At 73.8% G+C, this 20425-nt stretch carries 17 protein-coding genes and 2 pseudogenes; 15 read left to right on the top strand and 4 right to left on the bottom strand.

Annotation, left to right across the window (positions count from 1 at the left end):
- Nucleotides 1-20 precede the first annotated feature (20 nt).
- Nucleotides 21-791 carry a response regulator transcription factor gene (locus IPK37_03440; GenBank protein ID QQS01513.1) on the bottom strand — a complete coding sequence of 257 codons (771 nt, stop codon included), beginning with the start codon at nucleotides 789-791 and terminating at the stop codon, nucleotides 21-23.
- 25 nt (nucleotides 792-816) lie between these two features.
- Complete coding sequence (locus IPK37_03435) at nucleotides 817-2034, bottom strand: histidine kinase (protein ID QQS02646.1); 1218 nt, start codon at nucleotides 2032-2034, stop codon at nucleotides 817-819.
- 53 nt (nucleotides 2035-2087) lie between these two features.
- Here IPK37_03435 and IPK37_03430 point away from each other — a divergent pair, with 53 nt between their 5' ends.
- The 7 genes and pseudogenes from IPK37_03430 to IPK37_03400 all read left to right on the top strand — a co-directional run bounded on the left by IPK37_03430 (nucleotide 2088) and on the right by IPK37_03400 (nucleotide 7669).
- Nucleotides 2088-2897 (top strand): hypothetical protein, encoded by an 810-nt coding sequence (locus IPK37_03430; protein QQS02645.1) that lies wholly within the window; start codon nucleotides 2088-2090, stop codon nucleotides 2895-2897.
- A gap of 792 nt (nucleotides 2898-3689) precedes the next feature.
- Nucleotides 3690-4496: a pilus assembly protein FlpE gene (locus tag IPK37_03425; GenBank protein QQS01512.1), complete on the top strand. Its 807-nt coding sequence runs from the start codon at nucleotides 3690-3692 to the stop codon at nucleotides 4494-4496.
- A gap of 55 nt (nucleotides 4497-4551) precedes the next feature.
- Nucleotides 4552-5647, top strand: a pseudogene (locus tag IPK37_03420) (TadA family conjugal transfer-associated ATPase).
- Nucleotides 5644-6324, top strand: a complete 681-nt coding sequence (locus tag IPK37_03415) for a hypothetical protein (protein QQS01511.1) — start codon at nucleotides 5644-5646, stop codon at nucleotides 6322-6324. The pseudogene IPK37_03420 and the gene IPK37_03415 overlap by 4 nt, the downstream one beginning before the upstream one ends.
- Nucleotides 6321-6896: a type II secretion system F family protein gene (locus IPK37_03410; GenBank protein ID QQS01510.1), complete on the top strand. Its 576-nt coding sequence runs from the start codon at nucleotides 6321-6323 to the stop codon at nucleotides 6894-6896. The genes IPK37_03415 and IPK37_03410 overlap by 4 nt, the downstream gene beginning before the upstream one ends.
- Before the next feature lie 172 nt (nucleotides 6897-7068).
- Complete coding sequence (locus tag IPK37_03405; GenBank protein QQS01509.1) at nucleotides 7069-7266, top strand: DUF4244 domain-containing protein; 198 nt, start codon at nucleotides 7069-7071, stop codon at nucleotides 7264-7266.
- A gap of 61 nt (nucleotides 7267-7327) precedes the next feature.
- Nucleotides 7328-7669, top strand: coding sequence for a pilus assembly protein TadE (locus IPK37_03400; GenBank protein QQS02644.1), 342 nt, complete (start codon nucleotides 7328-7330; stop codon nucleotides 7667-7669).
- 392 nt (nucleotides 7670-8061) lie between these two features.
- Here the strand turns inward: IPK37_03400 and IPK37_03395 are convergent, their stop codons facing one another.
- Nucleotides 8062-10374 (bottom strand): DEAD/DEAH box helicase, encoded by a 2313-nt coding sequence (locus IPK37_03395; GenBank protein QQS01508.1) that lies wholly within the window; start codon nucleotides 10372-10374, stop codon nucleotides 8062-8064.
- A 78-nt stretch (nucleotides 10375-10452) separates the two neighbouring features.
- Between IPK37_03395 and IPK37_03390 the strand changes: the two genes are divergently transcribed.
- The 4 genes and pseudogenes from IPK37_03390 (at nucleotide 10453) to IPK37_03375 (ending at nucleotide 14158) form a co-directional block, all read left to right on the top strand.
- Nucleotides 10453-10836 carry an STAS domain-containing protein gene (locus tag IPK37_03390; protein QQS01507.1) on the top strand — a complete coding sequence of 128 codons (384 nt, stop codon included), beginning with the start codon at nucleotides 10453-10455 and terminating at the stop codon, nucleotides 10834-10836.
- Nucleotides 10837-11054: 218 nt separating this feature from the next.
- On the top strand, nucleotides 11055-11900 hold the full coding sequence (locus IPK37_03385; GenBank protein QQS01506.1) for a sigma-70 family RNA polymerase sigma factor: 846 nt from the start codon (nucleotides 11055-11057) through the stop codon (nucleotides 11898-11900).
- A gap of 46 nt (nucleotides 11901-11946) precedes the next feature.
- The gene (locus tag IPK37_03380) at nucleotides 11947-12660 is read left to right on the top strand and encodes a GAF and ANTAR domain-containing protein (GenBank protein ID QQS01505.1); all 714 of its coding nucleotides are present in this window, start codon (nucleotides 11947-11949) and stop codon (nucleotides 12658-12660) included.
- 27 nt (nucleotides 12661-12687) lie between these two features.
- Nucleotides 12688-14158: pseudogene (locus IPK37_03375) on the top strand (SAM-dependent methyltransferase).
- Here the strand turns inward: IPK37_03375 and IPK37_03370 are convergent.
- Nucleotides 14155-15012: a dioxygenase gene (locus tag IPK37_03370; protein ID QQS02643.1), complete on the bottom strand. Its 858-nt coding sequence runs from the start codon at nucleotides 15010-15012 to the stop codon at nucleotides 14155-14157. The pseudogene IPK37_03375 and the gene IPK37_03370 overlap by 4 nt on opposite strands.
- A 22-nt stretch (nucleotides 15013-15034) precedes the next feature.
- On the opposite strand from IPK37_03370, the gene topA reads away from it, so the two are divergent.
- The 4 genes from topA (at nucleotide 15035) to IPK37_03350 (ending at nucleotide 20336) form a co-directional block, all read left to right on the top strand.
- Nucleotides 15035-18121 carry a type I DNA topoisomerase gene (topA, locus tag IPK37_03365; protein ID QQS01504.1) on the top strand — a complete coding sequence of 1029 codons (3087 nt, stop codon included), beginning with the start codon at nucleotides 15035-15037 and terminating at the stop codon, nucleotides 18119-18121.
- 120 nt (nucleotides 18122-18241) lie between these two features.
- Nucleotides 18242-18433 (top strand): YjfB family protein, encoded by a 192-nt coding sequence (locus tag IPK37_03360; protein QQS01503.1) that lies wholly within the window; start codon nucleotides 18242-18244, stop codon nucleotides 18431-18433.
- A gap of 83 nt (nucleotides 18434-18516) precedes the next feature.
- Complete coding sequence (gene tmk / locus IPK37_03355) at nucleotides 18517-19197, top strand: dTMP kinase (protein ID QQS01502.1); 681 nt, start codon at nucleotides 18517-18519, stop codon at nucleotides 19195-19197.
- On the top strand, nucleotides 19194-20336 hold the full coding sequence (locus IPK37_03350) for a DNA polymerase III subunit delta' (GenBank protein ID QQS01501.1): 1143 nt from the start codon (nucleotides 19194-19196) through the stop codon (nucleotides 20334-20336). The genes tmk and IPK37_03350 overlap by 4 nt, the downstream gene beginning before the upstream one ends.
- Nucleotides 20337-20425: the final 89 nt, after the last annotated feature.

Genomic DNA, 20425 nt, shown 5'->3' with positions numbered 1-20425 from the left:
GCAGGTGCGGCCGGACGGCCTCAGCCGCGCTCCTGACCGGGGAGCCGCAGCAGGCGCTCGCGCAGCTCGCGGGTGTGCCGGCGGCTGACCTGCAACTCGATGCCGTCGAGGACGACCACGCAACGGCCGCGCTCGGTGCGCACCTGGGTGACCGCCGGCAGCGACACCAGCGTGCTGCGGTGGATGCGGACGAAGCCGACGCTGGCCCAGCGCTCCTCGAGCGTGGTGAGGGAGACCCGGATCAGGTGGCTGGCGGTGCGGGTGTGCAGCCGGGCGTAGTCGCCCTGGGCCTGCACGTAGATGATGTCGCTGCGCTGGACGAACGTCGTCACGCCGCCGAGTTCGACCGGGATGGTCTCGTCCTCCGGCGGGGCGGGGGCGGGCGCCGGGCTGGCGGCGTGGTGCGCCGTCACCACTCGGCGTACGGCCTCCGCGAGCCGCTCCTCGCGGATGGGCTTGACCAGGTAGTCCGTGGCCGACACCTCGAAGGCGTCGACGGCATGTTTCTCATGAGCAGTGACGAAGACGATCTGCGGTCGCTCGACGAACCGGCCCAGCACGCGAGCCAGTTCCAGCCCGTCCAGGCCGGGCATGCTGATGTCGCAGAAGACCACGTCGGCGGGCGCGGCGTCCAGGGCGCGCAGCGCGTCGGCCCCGCTGGGGGCGGTGCGCACCTCGGCCACCCGCTCGTCCTGCCGCAGAAGCCACGCCAATTCGTTCAGGGCCGGCGCCTCGTCGTCCACGACCAGCACCGACAGGCCGTCCTTGGGCTGGGCAGCTTCCGTACTCATGCGTTGAGCGTACCCGCGGGTGCGCTCAACGGTCCTGCGCACGGCGTGAGTACTTGGGCACACGGAACGAGACCCGCGACCCGGCGCCGACTGCGGTTTCGACGACGAGTCCATAGTCGTCGCCGTACGTCTGGCGCAGCCGCGCGTCCACATTCGTCAACCCGACGTGATCCCCGCGCTCTCCCGCGAGCATCGCCCGGATCTCGTCGGGATCGGCGCCCACCCCGTCGTCCTCGATGGCGATCTCCGCGTCGGGACCCATGTCCCGGGCGCTGATCGAGATGTGGCCGACCCCGGGGGAGGACTCGATGCCGTGCTTGACGGCGTTCTCCACCAGCGGCTGGATGGTCAGGGTGGGCACCTGCACCGCGAGGACCTCGGGGGCGAGCATGAGGCTGACGACCATGCGGTCCCCGAAGCGGGCCTGCTCCAGCGCGAGGTAGCGCTCGATGTTGGCCAGCTCCTCGGACAGGGTGGCCATCGGCCCGGACTTGCGCAGCGAGTAGCGGGTGAAGTCGGCGAATTCGAGCAGCAACTCGCGCGCCCGCGGCGGATCCGTCCGCACGAAACTGGCGATCGCGGCGAGGGAGTTGTAGATGAAGTGGGGGCTGATCTGGGCCCGCAGCGCGCGCAGCTCGGCCTCCATGACCCGTTCGCGCTGGGTTGCCAGCTCGGCGAGGTCCACCTGCGTGGAGATCCAGTCGGCCACCGCCTCCGTGGCGCGCACGAGGTCGGCGGTGACGGTGTGGTCGTAGCTGCCGAGCACGCCGACCGTCCGGTCCTCGCTGACGATGGGGGCCAGGATGGCTCCGCGGATGGGGCAGTCGATGTTGCCGCAGTGCAGGTCGGTCTCGCCCAGGCGCACAGTCGCCCCGGTCTCCAGCACCGCGCGGGACAGCTCCAGGACCTGCTCGCGGTGATGTCCGCCCGCGCCCTCCCACGCGAGGACGTCCGTGGGGTCGCACATTGAGATCGCGGCCACCTGCAGCAGCGGCCGCAGGTCGCGGGCCGCGCGGGCGGCGGCCTTCGGGGTCAGCCCGTCGCGCAGGTGCCGGCCCGCCTCGGCGGCGACATGCAAGGCCTCGTACGTCGCGCGCGCCTCCGGCGACGAGAGTCGGCCGCGGTGCCGCAGGCCGTAGGTGATGATCACCGCGATGGCGACCGCCCCGGTGATCATCACGGCCAGGACGGCCCACCCCGGTGCGCCCTCCACCGGCTCCAGGGCTGGGTGCCGCAACGCCATCACCCTGCGAACTCTAGGCTGAGGTCGTGACCCGGGCCGACATCCTGCGCGACATGGCCGAGTGGGCAGCCGTCGCCCCGCTCGTCGACGAGGTGCGTGAGGCGTGCACCCAGCTGCGGTGGCACCCGGCGCTGCGCCGCCGCATCCCCGAGGCGGCCGCCGAGTCGCGCGTGCGCGGGGCGCGGGCGAGCGCGGACCTGGACGGGGCGCGGGTGGACGAGGCGACCGTACGCCGGATGCTGTGCGGCGCCGCCGAGCCCGCCACGGGGCAGGACGCGACCGATGCGGTGGTCCGCGCTGCCGTCCAGGCCACGGCGGAGGCCGAGCACGTGGCCGCCCTCCTGCGCAAGGCGCCCGGGCAGGCGATCACCCGGGTCGCGGTCGCCGCCGGCGCGCCCCTGCTGCCCGCGGACGCGGTGGCCCGCCCCCGGCGCGACGGGGAGGCCGTCTTGGAGCTGACCGACCTGGGGCAGCCGCCCGCGGCCGGTGACGTCGCGGCCAGGCTGCAGGGGGTCTCGGCGCTGCTCGTCGACACGGGCGCCCCGGCGTACGTCGTGGCCGCCCTCGTCCATGCCGAACTGGCCCACGTCCGCCCGTTCGTGCGCGGGAACGGCCTGGTGGCGCGGGCGGTGGATCGGGCGTACGTCGTCGCCAGCGGCCTCGATCCCACCGGGGTGGCCGTCCCCGAGGTGGGGCTGGGGCACGAGGGCAGCGCCGCGTACGTCGGCTCCCTGGCGGCCTACGCCACCGGTCGTCGCGAGGGCGTCGAGCTGTGGCTCATCCACTGGGGCCGGTCGATGTTGGCGGCGGTCGCCGAGGGGCGCCAGATCGCGGACGCCGTGCTCGCGGGTCGGCTCGGCTGAGCCCGGTGCCTGAGGAAACTCCCGCGAGCCCAGGGTGACCAATACCCGCCCCCCGAGTTGATATTCATCCGGGCGATGTGATATCGGCGACGTGCCGGAAAGCTGGTGGTCACGCGTCATCGGGAGTACACCTGAAGTCAAGACGGCGGGCTTCCGCCGCCGACGTGAGACGAACGAGAACCCACTCGCGGGCAGTCCACTGATGGACGGGACCCAGCGGGTGCCGGTCGGACGGACCCCTCCGGTTCCGACCGTGCCCCGCCGGGCGCGTTAGGTGCACGCTTGTTACCTCGTGAGGCTCACGTCTTCGATGGCATCTCCCGATGCGTCGGGAGGTGCCATCGAGTTGTTCAGCGGGCTGGTTCGCCAGGCGAGTTCGTCGCCGCGCCAACTCAGCTCGCGATGATCGCGCCCCTCGCGGGCGGTGTTCGGGCTGGCCACGGTGGTGCCGCCGAAACACACCGCCCGCCCGGGGCGCGACACGCGTCGCGACACGCAAACTCGGGTTTGCCACGCGGGCTTCCGAGAGGCAGACTGTCCTTGGCGCTCCCTTCGGGTTGAGCGCGGCGCACCGACTCCTCCCCCCCGGAGTTAGGCGCGTTGGCGGCCCCCGTTGTCCCCCCAACGGGGGCCGCCCCGTTTCTCCGTGGGTTTCTCCTGGCCGCGAGCCGTTCAGGCGCCCAGCCATCGCATCCCTCCGTGCTATCCACACCCCCGGGTGGTGCCACTCGCCGTCCACAGTCACCGCCGGCGAGCCGTCGCCCGCCGCCCGGAACGGCGAGGGTGAGGCGCATGTCGCGACGCAGGAAGTGGGAAGGGCACGACACGCGCGGCGGGCAGGCCCGGGGCCGCCCTCGCGTCGTGGGAGTGGTGGGCGGATCGGGCGGCGTCGGTACGTCGTGTCTGGCGGCGGCGCTCGCGACGAGGGCCCGGTCGGACGGCTGGAGCGTCGTGTGCGCCGACGCTGGCGCCTGGGGCGGCGGCATCGACGCGCTGTTCGACCTGGAGTCTCGGCCCGGGGTGCGCTGGCCCGACCTCGCCGAGGCCAGCGGGCGTCTGGACGGGGCCGTGCTCCTGCGCCACCTGCCCGAGTCGGCCGGCGGCGTACGTGTCTTGTCTGCGGCCACGACCACCCCGGACGAGCCGGGCCACGATCCTGGTCGCGGGACCCCCGCGGCGGCCGCGGCCGCCGTCTTCGAGGCGCTGACGCGCGTGGTCGACGTCCTGGTGCTTGACCTGGGCACGGTCCCGGCGGCGGGGCTCGCGACCGCCTGGGGCGAGGTGGGCTGCACCGACCTGCTGCTGGTGGTCGGCACGGGGGTGCCGGCGCTGGCCCGGGCGGGGCGAGCCGCCGAGGCCCTCACGACCGGGGCCTGCGAGCAGGTCTGGCTGGTGCAACGGTGCCCGCGGGGGAGGGCGGACCTCGCCGAGCTTGTCGCGGAACGGCTCGGGCTGCCGCTGCTCGGCGTCGTCCCCGACGACCCCCGGCTGGACGACGCGCTGGCCCGGGGCGAGGCGCCGGGCAGCGGCCGGAGCCGGCTCGGCGCCGTCGCGCACGAGCTGTGGACCGGCCTGACCCGCGAGGAGCGGGTCGCATGAGAGCGGGACCCGCGTGAGCGGGTGGCGGCGGGGCGAGGAGTTCCGAGCTGCGGGGCTGGCCCGGGCGGGTCAGTCGCCCTCCGCGGCGGGGGTCGACGCGGTGCTCGGCCCCCAGGCCGAGCTGCTCGGCACGGACGGGCTGCGGGCCGCCCGGGCCGATCTCGCCGCGCGGGTGCTGGGTGCGGGCCCCTTGCAGGGACTCCTCGACCTGCCGGGGGTCACCGACGTCCTGGTCAACGGATCGGGTGGCGTGTGGGTCGATGACGGCACCGGGCTGCGCCGGGTCGACTGCCCGGTGGGCGACGGGGAGGACGTCCGACGACTCGCCACCCGGCTTGCCGGGTTGGCCGGGCGCCGACTCGACGATGCCAGCCCGTTCGTCGACGGGTGCCTGCCGGGCGGGGTGCGGCTGCACGCGATCCTGCCCCCGCTCGTGCCCGCCGGCGCGCACATCAGCCTGCGGGTGCCGCGGCGGCAGGCCCCGACGGTCGCCGACCTGGCCGCGTGGGGCTCGGTGCCGCCGCAGGCCGAGGCCCTGCTACGCGCGATCGTGGCGGCCAAGGCGTCGTACGTCGTGACCGGCGGCACCGGCAGCGGGAAGACGACCCTGCTCGCCGCCCTGCTGGCCGAGGTCCCCGCCGCCGAACGCCTCGTCATCGTCGAGGACGTCCGCGAGCTGGTGGTGCCGCACCCACACGCCGTACGGCTGGAGGCGCGCACCCCCAACGTCCGAGGGCCGCGGCGGCGTGGACCTGACGACCCTCGTCCGGCAGTCGCTGCGGATGCGTCCGGACCGGCTCATCGTCGGCGAGGTACGCGGCGCCGAGGTGCGCGAACTGCTCACCGCGCTCAACACCGGCCACGAGGGCGGCGCGGGCACATTGCACGCTAATCGCGTCGAGGACGTGGTCACCCGGTTCGAGGCCCTGGGCGCCCTGGCGGGCATGGCACCGGCGGCGACCCGGGCCCAACTCGCCAGCGCCGTGCAGGCCGTGGTGCACCTGCGCCGCACGGCCCAGGGCCGTCGGGTCGAGACCATCGGGGTGCTGGCGGGTCGCGGCGCCGCGCTGGCGGTCGTCCCGGCGTGGCGGGCCGACGGGGGGCCTGGTCCGGGCGCGGCCGCCCTCGACGACCGGCTGGCGCCCCGATGAGACTCGCGCTCGCCGTCCTGGGGTGCGTGGCGGCCGTGGTCTGCTGGCCGGGTCGTTCCTCGCCGCGGCGGGGGCGCGCCGCAGGGCGAGGGTTTCCGTGGCCCGGTCGCCGGCGCGCCCAGCGGCGTTGGCGGGGCGACGCGGTCCTTCGGGCCCTCGACGCGCTGGCCGCGGGACTGGAGGTGGGGCTGGCCGCCCGTGACGCACTGCGCGAGGCCGCCGGGACCACCGACGATTTGGCCGTGCGGGAGGGGCTGCTGGCCTCGGCAGCGGGGCCGGAGCCCGGGGGAGAGCCGGCGGGGCTGGGCGCGGCGGGCCCGGGAGAGGACCTCGAGGGGTTGGCGCTCCTGGCCCGCGCGTGGCAGCTCTCCGACCGGCTGGGTACACCGCTGGCCCAGAGCGTCCGCGCCGTCGCGTCCCTGCTCCGCGCCGAGGTCGCGGCGCGGCGGGCGGTGGCCGTCGCCATGTCGGAGGCCCGGGCCACGGTCCTGGTGCTGGTGGCGCTGCCGCTGCTCGGGCCGCTGTTGGCGGCCGCCGTGGGTGTTTCACCCGCGGACCTCTACGGTTCGGCACCGGCCCGCGTCAGCGCCGCGCTCGGGGTGGGGCTCGTCGGCCTGGGGATGTGGTGGATGCGGCGGCTGCTGCGTCGGGTGGCGACCGCGGGAGATGCGCGATGACCGCGTCGTTCGTTGCTGTCGTCGCCATTCTGCTCGGGGTCGCCGTCGCGGGTTGGCCGCGGGGACGGCCGCACCTGGAGTACGTCGTGCGCCCGCGCCGTACCGGAGCCGGTGACGATCCGTCCGGTCTGCCCGCCGCGGTCCCACTCGGGGAGGTGGCGGCGACCTGCGACCTGGTGGCGCTGGCCCTGCGGGCGGGCGCCGCGGTGGACGACACGTTGACGGAGGTGGCTGCGGCCTCCGAGGGGTCGGTCGCGGGCGGGCTCCGGGCGATGGTCGCGGCCCGCCGGTGGGGCATCGATCTTCCCCCGGACGAGATTGGGGGCGCGGCGTGGGCGCCGCTGGTTCGGGCGCTGCGCCTGGCCGATTCCGCCGGCGTCCCACCGGCGGCGTCGATCAGCGCGGTCGCGCAGGACCTGCGGGGCGAACGGCAGCACCGGTTGGAGGTCGCGACCGCTCGGCTGCGCGTCCAAGTGGTCCTCCCGCTCGGCCTGTGCTTTCTGCCGGCCTTCGTGCTGACCACCGTGGTCCCGGTGGTGCTCGCGCTCGCCGGTCGGGTGGCTGGGCCCTGAGTCGCCAGGGCAGGCCCGCGTGGGGCTCGGTTTTGTTGGCGCAGTGATCCACACCCCCCAGCGGCGAGGCCGATACCCACAGGCCCGCGCCGGGCCTCGGCGGCCGGACCGGGCGACCGACGACGCTGACCGGGTGCCGACACACCGTCGGCCGCCAGGAAAGGAGCACACCATGGTCCGTTCGCTCGCTCGGCTGCGCGCCCGTCGGCCCCTGCGCGACAGGGAGGCGGGCATGACGACCGCCGAATACGCCATCGGGACGGTCGCCGCCTGCACGTTCGCCGCCCTCCTCATCGCCGTCGTCCGGTCCCCGGAGATCAAGGCGGCCCTGCTCGGCATCATCACGCGGGCGCTGGGGCTGGGGGCATGAGATGCGCGACCTGCCCGCCCGCGGCGCCGGACCCGGCGGCCGGCGGGCCTCGCAGCAGGGGATGGTGACGGCGGAGACCGCCCTGGTCCTGCCCGTCGTCGTCGTCGTGCTGGCCGTCTCGCTGGCGGCGATGCGGTACGGCGTCGATCAGGTGCGCTGCCTCGACGCGGCCCGGGCCGGCGCTCGGGCGGCGGCGCGCGGGGACAGCCCGGACGCGATCCGCGACGTGGCCCGGCGCGGTGCTCCCCAGGGCGCCGAGGTCGCGGTCACCGCCGGATCGCAGCTCGTCACCGTTCGGGTGCGGGCGCCCGTGCCCGCGCCGATGGGGGCGCTGGCGGGATTGCCGCCGCCGCAGGCCGAGGCGGTGGCCCAGGCCGAACCTGGCATCGCCGGCGTCCCGTGACGCGCGAGTCGGGCGCGGGCACGGTGCTGGCCCTGGCGCTGATCCTGGTGGTGCTGACGCTGACGGCTGGCGGGCTCGCCGTGCTTGCTGCGGTTCACGCCGGACATCGCGCCGCCGCGGCGGCGGACCTGGCCGCCCTGGCGGCCGCGTCGGTGCTCGGCGTCCAGGAGGATGGGTCGCGGGCCTGTCGGGAGGCGGAGCGGGTGGCGACGGCGAACGGCGCCGTCCTGACCGGCTGCCGGGTCCGCGGCGTCGAAGTGGAGGTGTCCGCCCTGGTCACGCCGAGCCTGCGAGGCATGCCCGACGCCACGGCCCGGTCCCGGGCGGGCCCCCGCCGTCGTGATCGGGCGGGCCCTCCGCCGTCGTGTCTTGGCGTGACTCGGCGCGCCCGGCTACGGCGTACCGAGGTGGTGAAGGAGCACGTCGAGGAGGGTGACGGCGCCGCGTTTGTCCAGCGGACGGTTGCCGTTGCCGCACTTGGGGGACTGGACGCAGCCCGGGCAGCCGGTCTCGCAGGCGCAGTCGGCGACGCCGTCGCGCGTGGCGAACAGCCAGCGCGGGGCGACGTCGAAGCCCCGCCGCGCGAACCCGGCACCGCCCGGATGCCCGTCGTAGACGAGGACGGTCGGCAGGCCGGTGTCCGGGTGCAGCGCGGTACTGACTCCGCCGATGTCCCACCGGTCCGCTGTCGCGATCAGCGGCAGCAGGCCGATGGCCGCGTGCTCCGCGGCGTGCGCGGCACCGGGCACAGCCCCCGGGGGGACGCCGGCCTCCCCGAGCGAGTCCGGCGTCAGCGTCCACCACACCCCCTTGGTGCGCAGCGTCCGCTCGGGGAGGTCGAGGGCGTGTTCGCCGATCACCTCGCCGCTCGGCAGCCGGCGCAGGAAGGACGTGATCCGGCGCCGGACCACGACCTCGCCGAAGCTCATCGAGACCGGTCCGGCGTCGCGGCGCGCGGCGACGGCCCCCACGTCGAAAGCGGACACCCCGCGTGCCTGCGTGAACCAGCCCGGATCGCCCGCGGTTACCATCGCCGCGCCGTCGGCCAGGTCGAGGTCGGTGACGACGTACGTCGTGCCCTGGTGGACATGGACCGCTCCCGGATGGACCGCGGCGTCGGCGCGGGCCTCGTCGATCGTGCCGAGCACCCGCCCGGTGCCGTTCTCGACGATGCGCAACTGGGCGCCGGCGTCGCGCAGGCTCACGTGCGCCGTCGGTCGGTCGGGGCGGGTCCAGTACCAGCCGGTGGGCCGGGCCCGCAGCAGCTCGCGGCGCACCAGGTCCTGGGCGAGCGGGACCGTTCCCGCGCCGAAGTACTCGGCGTCGGCCGCCGTCAACGGGAGTTCGGCGGCCGCCGCGGCTAGGTGCCCGGCGAGCACGTGCGGATTGTCGGGGTCGAGGACCGTCGCCTCGACCGGCGCCCCGAAGACGGCCTCGGGATGGCGCACGAGATAGCCGTCGAGGGGGTCGTCGTCCGCGACGTACACGGCCAGCGCGGCGCGACCGGACCGGCCGGCGCGGCCGGCCTGCTGCCACAGGGACGCTCGCGTGCCCGGCCAGCCGGCGATGACCACCGCGTCGAGGCCGCTGATGTCGATCCCCAGCTCCAAGGCCGAGGTCGCGGCGAGGCCCCGGATCGTGCCCGCGCGGAGGGCTGCTTCGAGGAGCCGCCGGTCCTCCGGCAGGTACCCGCCGCGATAGGCGGCGATCCCGGCCGCCAGGTCCGGCCGATCGCGCAGGGCCCGACGCGCCTGCGCGGCCACCGCCTCGGTGCCCGCCCGGGACCGGACGAAGGCGACGGTCTGGGCGCCCTGGCGGACCAGTTCGGCCAGGAGATCGGCCGCCTCGGCCGCGGCCCCGCGCCGCCGTACGGACCCGCCGTCGGTCGCGACCGGCGGCTCCCACAGCGCGAACGTCAGGCCGGCGCGGGGGCCGCCGTCCTGCGTGCTGGCATCCACGGGCAGGCCGGCCAGGGTCCCGGCGTGCCCGGCCGGATCGGCGACGGTGGCCGAGGCGAAGGCGAAGGTGGGCGCGGCGCCGTACTGAGCACAGATCCGCCGCAACCGCCGCAGCACGGCGGCGACGTGCGCGCCGAAGACCCCGCGATAGGCGTGACATTCGTCGACGACCACGTACCGCAGCGCGCGCAGGAAGGGGGTCCAGGCCTGGTGCCCCGGCAGCAGCGCATGATGCAGCATGTCCGGGTTCGTGAGGACGTAGTTGGCGTGGGTCCTGATCCAGCGGCGCTCGTCGAGGGGGGTGTCCCCGTCGTAACTGGCCGCGCGGACGCCCGGGACGGCCAGCGCCGTGACCCGCGCGAGTTGGTCGGCGGCCAGGGCCTTGGTGGGGGCGAGATAGAGCGCGGTCGCCCCGCGGCCAGACACCGCGCGGGCGCCCTGCGCCAGACTCGACAGCACGGGCATGAGGTAGCCGAGCGTCTTGCCCGAGGCGGTGCCGGTGGCCAGAACCGTATGCCGTCCGTGGTGCAGGCCCTCCGCCGCCTCCTGCTGATGACGCCACGGCCAAGCCGCGCCCGCGTCGCGCAGCGCGGCCGCGACGTCGGGTTCGAGCCAGGTCGGCCAGCCGGCGAGTACGGCGGGCCGCGGCGCCAGTTCGTGCACGTGCCGGAGCCGGCCGGGGAAGCGTTCGGCCAGAGCGGGGAGCCAGGCGGCGCCGGCGGCGCACGATCCGGCGGCATCGCTCATGGGCACCCACCGTAATCGGCGGGTGTGCCCAGGGCGCCATCGCTGTAGCGTGGTGGCCTGCTAAGGCATTTCGGCAGGATGGAGGCGCGACCCGTGGCGGATCTCGAGGTATCGGTCACGGAAGAGCGCGGCATCTGGGTGGTCACGGTGGTCGGCGACGTCGACGTGAGCAACGCGGCGAAGCTGCGGGACGCCCTGGACCGGGTCTTGGCCAACGGCGAATCCCGGTTGGTGGTGGACCTGTGCCGGGTGTCCTTCATGGACTCGACGGGCCTGGGCATTCTCGTCGGTCGCCTCAAGGTCGTCCGGGCCCGGCGCGGTTCCATGCGGCTGTTGTGCGTGGCGCCGAGACTGTTGCGGGTGCTCTCGATTACCGGTCTGGACACGGTTTTTCCGCTGCACGAGACCCTCGCGGATGCCGTTGCCGCCCTCTCATCGAGCCCGCTGGGCGAGGGCTGCTGAGGCCGGTTTCCGTCGGCGGTCTGAGGCGGTCGTTCGAGGCGGCCACCCACAGGGGTGAGGTAGGCCGCGACCAGTTCACTTTAGCCTTCTGACACGGGGCAGGACTGAACGTCCCCAGTTGTGAAGCTATTGCGATATGTCGCGTTCGCGGCTTAGCGTTCAAAGCAGTGGCGTGCGCCATCCTCGCGCACCGTGTCGGTCAGAGGGAGGGAGTCGCAATGCCACGCAGCCTGGCGAGCGCCGCCCATGACCTGACGTTATGGCTTGAGGGCCGGCATGTCGGCGAGCTTGACGCCCCCACCCGCGACGAGCACAGCCACGAATTGCTCGCGCTGGCGCACCTTGAAACCGCGCCGCACATCCGGCAGGCCTATCTGGACCAGGTCGTGCTCCTCAACGGACCTATCGCGGAGTCGATCGCCGCTCGTTATCGCCAGCGCGGCATCGAGGCGGACGACCTCGTGCAGGTGGCCTACCTCGGGCTGGTGAAGGCGGTTCAGGGGTACAAGCCGGGCGAGGGTCCGGGCTTCCTGGCCTACGCCGTGCCCACGATTTCGGGCGAGATCAAGCGCCACTTCCGGGACTTCGGGTGGGTCGTCCGGCCGCCCCGGCGTTTGCAGGAGCTGCGCAGCCAGGTGGCGGTCACCCGCTCGGATCTGCAGCAGACCAAGGGACGCCCGCCGACGTCGGCCGAGCTGGCCACCGAGCTCGGGGTTCCCGAGGGTGAGCTGGCCGAGGCCGAGATGGCGGATGGCTGCTACTCCACGCTCAGCCTCGATTCGCCCAGCCGCGCCGGTGGTGCGGCAGTCCTGGCCGACCTCCTCGTGGACGACTCCGACCCGTTCGACCACGTGGAGAACATGGAGGCCCTGCGCCCCGCCCTACAGCGGCTCTCTGAGCGGGACCGGCAGATCCTCCGGCTGCGGTTTGTCCGTGGCTGGACGCAGGAACAGATCGGCAAGGAGATCGGCGTCAGCCAGATGCAGGTGTCCCGCCTGCTGACGCGCATCCTCGCCGAACTGCGGCTGGACCTCGAGGGTGCGGAAACCCCCGCCGAGGCGTGACCCACCCGGGGACCCGACTGATCGGCAATTCAGGCGAAGGGATAAAATGAATTCGCAGGTTTGTCACCCCTGGAAACGAGTTCCGTTGAATCCCAAGGCTTCTGACTTTGCCGACCTGGCCCAGCGCCTACACGCGCAGGGCGATGTCGAGGAGACGCTGCAGAGCATCGCCGAGATGGCCTGCGAAACGATCCGCGCCAACATGTGCGGCGTCATGCTCGTGCACCGCGGCAACAAGGTGGAGACCGCCGCCGTCACGGACGACATCGTGCGCCGGGCCGACGACCTGCAGCTCGAACTGGGCCAAGGCCCCTGCCTCGAAGCGATCGACGACCGCACCACCTTCCTTATCCGCGACACGTGCACCGAGACGCGCTGGCCCGTGTGGTGTCGGCAGGTGGCCGACCTCGGGATCCGCAGTGTGGTGTCCGTGCGGCTGTTCACCCAGGCGGGGACCATCGGCTCGCTCAACGTCTACGGCCACGAGCCCGACCAGTTCGACGCCGACGACGCTGTCCTCGTGGCGATCTTCGCGGGACACGCCTCGGTCGCCCTCGCGGCGGCGCGCACCGAGAGCGGCCTGCGGCAGGCCATGGACGGACGCCATCTCATCGGGCTCGCCCAGGGCATCCTCATGGAACGCTTCGACCTGTCCACCGACAAGGCGTTCGCGGTGCTGCGGCGCTACAGCCAGGACCGCAACATGAAGCTGCGCAACGTCGCGGCGTACGTCGTGGAGTCGCGCGGCCTGCCCGACTGATCAGCCTCCGTATCAGTGTCCGGGTCCGTGTCCGCGCCAGACGCCCGCGCCGACGTCCCGCAGCTCGACCGCGGGCTGATCACGGAGCTGCGTGCCGACCTGCGCGAGGTGGGCTACACCGTGGACGGCGTCGAGCAGCTGCTGGGTCCGCAGGCAGCCACAGCCCTGCACCGCGACAACCCCCTTCCGGCGCGGCGGGTCCTCCAGGTGGAGTGCCAGGGCGAGCTGACGGCGGTGGTCGCGGCCTTCACGCTCGGTTTGCCGGTGGTCCCGGATCGGTTGGAGCGCGCCCTGCCTCGCACCGGCATGGCCGGCCTGGTCGACCTCGGCCTGATCGCCGGTTCGGCCGAGGCCCCACGCCGTGGCGCGGATCTGGTGGCGGCGACCTGCGACCTGCGGCCCTACGCGGCGGATCAGGAGACCTGGTGGGTCGCCTCGGACCTGGGCGAGCTGGCCACCGGCGGGCCGCTGCGCACGGACCACGTCCTGGGCGTGGGCGGGGCCTCGGTGACGCTCGCCTCCTGGACCCCCCGGCCGACGGCGCGGCGCGCCCTCGACCTCGGCACGGGCTGTGGCATTCAGGCCCTGCACCTGAGCGGCCACGCTGACCAGGTGGTGGCCACCGACGTCTCCCGGCGGGCGCTGGCCTTCGCCGCGTTCAACGCGGCGCTCGCCGGCTGTGCCTGTCTCCCCGCGCCGCGCGGGCTTCCCGACGTACGAGTATCGCGACGGCGGCCGCGCCGGCCACGCGATCGTGGCGGAACTGGCGCGAAATGTAGGCGAGCACCTGAACTCCGGCGGCATCGCGCACTTTCTTGGGAACTGGGAACTGGCCGCCGGCCAGGACTGGCGCGAGGTGTGGGAGGGCTGGCTGGAGGGGACTGGCCTGGACGCGTACGTCGTGCAGCGCGAGGTCCAGGACGCGGCCGAGTACGCCGAGACTTGGGCCCGCGATGGCGGCCACCGGCCGGGAACGCGAGCGTACGACGAGCTGGTGGGCGCGTGGCTCGACGACTTTGCCGACCGCGGGGTGGCCCACGTCGGCTTCGGCGTGGCGACCCTGCATCGACCGGTGCGCGAACGCCCGGCGTACCGCGACCTCGTCGACCACCGCGGCGCGGTCGCGGCCCCGATGGGCCCGGCGGTGCTCGCGCGCTTGGAGGCCCGCGACTGGCTGGCCAGCCACGGGCTCGTCGGCGCGCTGGAGCGGGCCTGGGTGGCGCCCGCGGACGTGACCCAGGAGCGGCACTATCGCATCGGCGAGGACGACCCGTGCGTGATTCGCGTCCGGCAGGGCGGGGCGCTGGGCGAGGCGATCAGCGCCGACACGGTCCTGGCCGCGTTTGTGGGGGTCTGCGACGGGGAGCTGACAGCCGGCCAGGCCCTCGGGGGGATCGCCGCGCTGCTGGACCGCCCGGTGGCCGAGGTCATCGCGCAGGCGGCGCCGGACCTGGAGCGCCTCATTGCGTCGGGAATGCTGCTCCCCGCGCGGGATTAGGAGAAGGTCCAGCTCCGCTTGGACAGGCCATACCAGAAGCCGTCGATCTCGCACGTCGCGTCGAACGTGGATGGTGCGTCGGGGGTGTCCTTGGCCCCGGGTCGCAGGGCCGCGCCGACCGCGACGTACAGCGGCGCCCAGTGCTCGCTGCGCGGATGCGCCTGCGCGAAGTCCGGCGCGCGCCGCGGCGCGTCCAGCAGCGCGGCGACGTCCCCGGCGGCCATCGCTTCGGCGGCCCAGGCGTCGAACGCCGCCGAGACGGCCGGGGCCGGCGCGTTCGCGCCGTCCGGCAGGGATCCGGTCGCGGCGAACCAGGCGAGGTTGTGCGTGGTGAATCCCGAGCCCACGATGAGCACGCCCTCCTCCCGCAGCGGTGCCAGCTGGGTCCCGAGGGCGAGCAACCCCGACGGGTCGAGGGTTGGCAGCGAGAGCTGGACCACGGGGATGTCGGCGGCGGGGTACATGGCGACGAGCGGCACGTACGCCCCGTGGTCCAGGCCGCGCGCCTCGTCGCGCCGTACGGCGGTCGCCCGAGCCGACGCAGCACCCGGAACCGGCGCAGCACCCGCAACCGGCCCGTCGGCCAGCAGCTCGGCCACCCGGTCGGCCAGCGCGGGCGCGGGCGGCGCGTCGTACCGCACGGCGTAGTACCGCTGCGGGAAGCCCCAGAAGTCGTAGACCAGCCCGGCGCCGGTCGTCGAGGACAGCGTCGGCGGCCGCTCCTCCCAGTGCGCGGAGACCATCAGGATCGCGGTCGGCCGGGGCAGCCGCCCCGCCCACGCCGCCAGCTGCTGGGGCCAGATCGGGTCGTCGGCCAGCGGGGGAGCACCGTGGGACAGGAACAGGGTGGGCATCGCAGTCACCCACCGAGTATAGATGACACATCAACTAAAGGCGACCCGACATCGGTGGCCGGTGAGCGCGAGGCCCGAGGAGCGGGCGGAGGTTCAATCCGGCGTATGGTGTCGGGGACCTCGCGCGTCAACACGGCGACGAATCCGCCGTACGTGGGGGCAGAACAGGAACAGGGGCGAAGTGGCAGGGAGTGGACGCAGGCTCGTCATCGTCGAGTCGCCGAACAAGGTCAAGAACATCGCCGCCTATCTGGGCGACGGATTCACCGTCGAGGCCTCCTCCGGGCACATCCGTGACCTGCCGAATCCCTCCGAACTGCCTCCCGACATGAAGAAGGGCCCCTACGGCAAGTTTGCCGTGGACGTGGCCAACGGATTCGATCCCTATTACGTCGTCGACGCCGACAAGAAGCGCCGCGTCACCGAACTCAAGCGGGCGCTCAAGGAATCCGACGAGCTGCTGCTCGCCACCGATGAGGACCGCGAGGGCGAGGCCATCGCCTGGCACCTCATGGAGGTGCTCAAGCCCAAGGTGCCGGTCAAGCGGATGGTGTTCCACGAGATCACCAAGGAGGCCATCCAGCGGGCGCTGAACGAGACCCGCGACCTCGACACCCGCCTGGTCGACGCGCAGGAGACCCGCCGCATCCTCGACCGGCTCTACGGCTACGAGGTGTCGCCGGTGCTGTGGCGCAAGGTCCGCCAGGGGCTGTCGGCGGGCCGCGTGCAGTCCGTCGTCACCCGGATGGTCGTGGAGCGCGAGCGGGAGCGGATGGCGTTCGTGCCCGCGTCGTACTGGGACGTCGACGGCACCTTCGCGACGCAGGCCGGCTACGAGGGTACGGCGGGCGGCGGCGAGGCCTTCGACGCCCGGCTGGCGACCCTCGACGGGGCGCGGGTGGCCACCGGACGCGACTTCGACGACCGCGGCGCGCTGCGCTCGGTCAAGCTCGTCCACCTCGATGAGGCGGCCGCGCGGGCGGTCGCAACGGCGGCGCAGGAGTCCACCGCGACGGTCACGGACGTCGCCGAGAAGCCCTACACGCGGCGGCCGTACGCGCCCTTCACCACCTCCACGCTGCAGCAGGAGGCGGGTCGCAAGCTGCGGATGACCTCCCGCACGGCCATGTCCGTGGCGCAGCGGCTCTACGAGGGCGGCTACATCACCTATATGCGGACCGACTCGACCACCCTGTCCGAGTCGGCGCTGACGGCCGCGCGGACGCAGGCGCGGGACATGTACGGCGCCGAGTACGTCCCCGACAAGCCCCGCCGCTACGAGAAGAAGGTCAAGAACGCGCAGGAGGCCCACGAGGCGATCCGGCCCGCGGGGGATCGATTCCGTACGCCGGCGCAGGTGGCGGGGGAGCTGCGCGGTCAGGAGTTCGAGCTCTACGAGCTGATCTGGAAGCGCACGGTCGCCAGCCAGATGGCGGACGCCCGCGGCTCGACGGCGACGGTCCGGCTGGGGGTCGACCTGGGCGGCGCGACGCCGTACGGTCGCGCCGAGTTCAGCGCCAGCGGCACGGTGATCACCTTCCGCGGCTTCCTCGCGGCGTACGACGAGGGCCGCGACGAGGAGGAGGCCGCCCGCGCGGCGGCCCGCGACGAGGAACGGCGGCTGCCGAAGGTCAGCGTCGGACTGGGTCTGGACGTGCGGGAGGTCCGCGCCGACGGGCACGAGACGACCCCGCCGGCGCGCTACACCGAGGCCTCGATGGTCGCCGCGATGGAGGAGAAGGGGATCGGGCGGCCCTCGACGTACGCCGCGACCATCGCCACCATCCAGGACCGCGGCTATGTGCACAAACGCTCCTCGGCGCTCATCCCCACGTGGCTCGCGTTCGCGGTGACCCAGCTGCTGGAGGCCCATTTCCCGCAGCTCGTGGATTACGAATTCACCGCGCGGATGGAGGAGGACCTCGACGAGATCGCGGGCGGCGAGCAGGGCCGTGTCGACTGGCTGACGCGGTTCTACTTCGGCGACGAGGCGACCAACGCCGAGGGGCTGCGCGAGCTCGTCGACGACCTCGGCGAGATCGACGCCCGGGAGATCTCCACGATCCCGCTCGGCGACGGGATGGTCGTGCGGGTGGGGCGCTACGGGCCGTACGTCGAAGAGCTCGCCCCGGCGGGCGTGGACCCGGCGACCGGCGAAGTCGCCGACGACGCGGCGGCGGCCCTCGCCGATGACGCGGCGGCGGCGCTCGCCGACGGGACGGTCAAGGCGCGCCGCGCGACCATCAACGACGACCTCGCGCCCGACGAGATGACCCCGGCCAAGGCCCGGGAACTGCTGGAGATGGCCTCGGACGACGGTCGCGAGCTGGGCCTGAACCCGACCAGCGGCCGGACCGTCGTGGCGAAGGCGGGGCGTTACGGGCCGTACGTCACCGAGGTGCTCACGGCGCAAGAGGACGAGCTGACCGGCAAGAACAAGCCGAAGCCGAAGACGGCGTCGCTGTTCAAGAGCATGGACCTGGCCAGCATCGACCTCGACACGGCGCTGCGGCTCCTGTCGCTGCCCCGCATCGTCGGCGCGGACGCCGAGGGGCAGGAGATCACGGCGCAGAACGGGCGGTACGGGCCGTACCTGAAGCGGGGCACCGACTCGCGGTCGCTGGCCACCGAGGACCAGCTGTTCGACATCACGCTGGACGAGGCGTTGGCGATCTACGCCCAGCCGAAGCAGCGCGGCCGGGCCGCAGCCAAGCCGCCGCTGGCCCAGTTCGACGCCGACCCGGTGAGCGGAAAGCCGGTGCTGGTCAAGGACGGTCGGTTCGGGCCCTACGTGACCGACGGCGAGACCAACGCGACGCTACGCCGCGACGACGACCCGGCCGAGCTGACGGCGCAGCGGGCGTACGAGCTGTTGGCGGACAAGCGCGCCAAGGGCCCCACGACGCGCAAGCGGGCCGCCAAGAAGACGACCGCGAAGAAGTCCACCGCGAAGACGACCGCGGCCAAGACCACGGCGACAAAGACGGCAGCTAAGACGGCCACGAAGTCGGCCACGAAGACCGCGACCAAGACCGCCACGAAGACGGCGGCGAAGGCGACGGCCAAGAAGGCCGCGGCCCGCCCGGCGCCGGCGCCGTCCGACGCCTGACGGGGCCGCCGCAAGGGCGTTGGTGGACAGCGATTCTCGCAGGTCAGCTCAGGTGTTGGCGGGTCGGGTCGATGGGCGTGGTGGACACTGGACCAAGTACTCGAACCCACAGGAGTGGACATGGATGTCCTGGCGATGACGGCCAGCGTGCTCGGCATGCGCTCGGCGGCCGCGGCGCAGGATGCGCAGGTTTCGCTGCTGAAGAAGGCGATGGACACCGAGGGTGCGGCGGCGGCCAAGCTGCTGGACTCCCTCGCGCTGCCGCTGGCGACCGAGGGTGCGCTCGGGCGCAACATCAACACGTACTGCTGAATCCCGCCCAGCTCCGGCCGGGCGTCGGCGTGCTCCGGGACGCGCCGCAGGTGCTTGTCGGCGCCGTGTCCTAGGCTGCGAGTGTGAACGAGGCTGAACGGCGCCGTGGCGAGGGCCAGGCCCGGCCCCGCGGCGTCCTGATCGCGTTCGAGGGCGGCGACGGCGCCGGAAAATCGACGCAGATCGCCCGGCTGACCCGTTGGCTGGCGGCGCGCGGCCGCGACTTCGTGGTGACCCGCGAGCCCGGCGGCACCGATCTCGGTCAGCAGGTTCGCGACCTGCTCCTGCACGGCGGGACGGTCTCGGCCCGGGCGGAGGCGCTGCTCTTCGCCGCGGACCGGGCGCACCACGTCGACACGGTGATCCGCCCGGCCCTGGAGGCCGGCCAGGACGTCATCACGGACCGGTTCATGGACTCTTCGATCGCCTATCAGGGTGCCGGGCGGGACCTGGACGCGGCCGACGTCAAGACGCTGTCCCTGTGGGCCACGGGCGGGCTGCTGCCCGACCTGACCATCCTGTTGGACGTCGACGTCGACGTGGCCCGGGCTCGGCGGCACGGCCTGCACGATCGACTGGAGTCCGAGCCGCACGCCTTCCATGAGCGGGTCCGGGCGCACTTCCTGGCCCTGGCCGAGTCGGCCCCCGAGCGCTATCTCGTCGTCGACGGCGGTGGCACCTCCGATCAGATCGCGGCCACCGTCGCCGATCGGCTGGCTGCCACCGGCTGGTTTGACGCGGATCCGGCGGACCTGCCGCGATGAAGGTGTTCGACGATCTCGTCGGGCAACGGCGTACGGTCGAGACGCTCATGCGCGCCCTGCACGACCCCGCGGCGATGACCCACGCGTGGCTGTTCACGGGGCCGCCCGGCTCGGGCCGCTCGACGGCCGCGCGAGCCTTCGCGGCCGCGCTGGAGTGCCCGAAGGGCGGGTGCGGCGAGTGCCGGGAATGCCGTACGGCGTTGGAGGGCACCCATGCCGACGTGACCGTGCTCGCCACCGAGGGGCTGTCGATCCGGGTGGAGCAGGCGCGGGAGTTGGCCGGGCTGGCGGCGTTGCGCCCGAGCGTGGGGCCGTGGCGGGTCATCATCGTGGAGGACGCGGACCGGCTCACCGAGCGCGCGGCGGACGCGCTGCTCAAGGCGCTGGAGGAGCCGGCGGCGCCGACCGTCTGGATGCTGTGCGCGCCCTCGCTGCAGGACGTCATCGTCACGATCCGGAGCCGGACGCGGCATGTGCGGCTGCGGACGCCGCCGGTCAAGGACGTGGCGGCGCTCGTGCAGCGCCGGGACGGAATCGACGCGGCGATGGCGACGTACGCCGCGCGGGCCGCGCAGTGCCACGTCGGGCTGGCCCGGCGCCTGGCCCGCGACGAGGGGGCGCGGATCCGGCGCCGCGACGTCGTACGGCTGGCGTCCCGCATCGGCGACGTCGCCGACGCGGTGGCGGCCGCCTCGGATCTGGCGGCCATCGCGACGGAGGAGTCCGGGGCGGCTGCGGCGGAGCGGGACGCGCGGGAGAAGGCGCGGCTGCTGGAGACGCTGGGGGCCGATCCCGCCGCGCGGACCCAGCCGCCGCACATCCGCGCGCAGGTCGCCGCGCTGGAGAAGGAGCAGAAGACGCGGGCGACGCGGGCCGCCCGGGACGTGGTGGATCGGTCGCTGACGGACCTGCTGTCGGTCTACCGGGACGCGCTCGTGCTGCGGCTGGGCGGGCCGGTCGAGCTGATCAACGAGGACCTGCGGGTGGAGGTCGAGCCGGTGGCGCGGGCGTTGGGGCCCGAGGCGCTGCTGCGGGCGATGGATGCGATCGGGACGGCGCGGGAGCGCATCGCCGCCAACGTGCCGCCGCTGCTGGCGCTGGAGGCCATGGCGATCTCGCTGCGGCTGCCGCGGCGCTGACGCTGCGCCGTTGTCGACGCTGCACCGGCGCTGACGCCGCACCGGCGTCCTGGGCTGTCGGCGGCCCCAGGTACCCTCGAGACACACGG

The sequence above is a fragment of the Austwickia sp. genome (genome assembly GCA_016699675.1).
Classification (GTDB): domain Bacteria; phylum Actinomycetota; class Actinomycetes; order Actinomycetales; family Dermatophilaceae; genus Austwickia.
The sequence above is the reverse complement of the archived record's forward strand: the minus strand, read 5'-3'. Positions and strand labels throughout refer to the sequence as shown.